The sequence below is a fragment of the Candidatus Symbiopectobacterium sp. NZEC135 genome (assembly GCF_025962695.1).
The window spans coordinates 1-1,269 of sequence record NZ_JAGFPF010000519.1 but is presented as its reverse complement, the minus strand read 5'-3'; the positions used below and the strand labels follow the sequence as shown (position 1 = coordinate 1,269).

Below are 1,269 nucleotides of genomic sequence, written 5' to 3'. Positions count from 1 at the left end.
AGTTGCTGGCATCGGTAAAAGAGGCCGAATCGGAAATTACCGCCTGCTCGGCGGAGGTTCATGGGCGATTACGCGTCGGTGCGCCGCAAACCTTCGGCGTGAAATACCTTGCGCCGCTGTGGGGTAAATTTGTGGAAGAGAACCCGCAGGTAAAACTCGATATCATTCTGTCCGACCGCGTGGTGGATCTGGTGGAAGAAGGCTACGACGTGGTGATTCGCATCGCACAATTGCCTAACTCGATGCTGGTGTGTCGTCCGCTCGCCAAAACACGCATGGTGCTGTGTGCCTCACCGGCCTATCTGGCGATCGCGTTATCTCGTACAGCTATTGGGCACCGGGCAATGAGTGGCACTTCTCTCCCAATGACGGCAGTGAAGCTATCACGGTGAAAACTCAACCGCATATTCATGCCAACAACGGGGATACCTGCCGTTATGCAGCGCTGGCGCATCAGGGCATTATTCTGCAACCGGATTTTCTGGTGGGTGAAGATTTACGCGCAGGTACGCTGGTCGAAGTATTGCCCGATTACACCACGCTGGAGCTGAATATTTACGCCGTCTACCCAACGCGCAAATTGCTGCCGCTGAAGGTAAGACGCTTTATCGATTTTCTGGCCGAACAGCTCAGCACTCCCCCCTGGTACGGCTGCACGGGCACGTCGGGAAATCAGCGTTAAAGCCAGCTCGTCAAAAAAACTGTTCGACTTGATGAAAAATCTGCCCTGTTTCGTATTGCTCCGGCTGTTAACATGGATAACGTCACAACAATAACTATGATTATTTTTTAGGTTTGTCTCACCGACAACAGGCAAGATGGGGAACGCTATATCATGTCAGGTTTAGTCAACGGCCAGTGGGTCAATGGCGATGTCGCCGCAGAAGAGATCAAAAATGGGGCTTTTCAGCGCCAGGAAACGCTGTTTCGCCAAACAACACTGATCCCAGAAGCGGGCCGCTATCAACTTTTTGTTTCTTATCTCTGCCCGTGGGCGTCGCGCACCTTGATGTTTCGCAAGCTTAAGGGGTTGGAAAATATTGTTTCCCTGTCCATTGCGCAACCGGTGATTGCAGATAACGGCTGGGAGTTTACCACCCCGCAAGAGGCGGGCGAGCACGTTGCCCCCGTACGTTACCTGCATCAGTTGTATACCGCCAGCGATGCCCATTACACCGGTAAAGTTTCAGTGCCAGTACTGTGGGATCGTATCGAAGGGCGCATCGTTAATAACGAATCGGCCGATATCATTCGTCTGTTCAACAGCCA

The 1,269-nt window shown here is 52.6% G+C and carries 2 pseudogenes; both read left to right on the top strand.

The annotated features are described in order from the left end of the window. Positions 1-98: 98 nt before the first annotated feature. Positions 99-682 (top strand): annotated as a pseudogene (locus J5224_RS28385) (substrate binding domain-containing protein). A gap of 153 nt (positions 683-835) precedes the next feature. Then, a pseudogene (locus tag J5224_RS28380) lies at positions 836-1,269 on the top strand (glutathione S-transferase family protein); the annotation flags it as partial.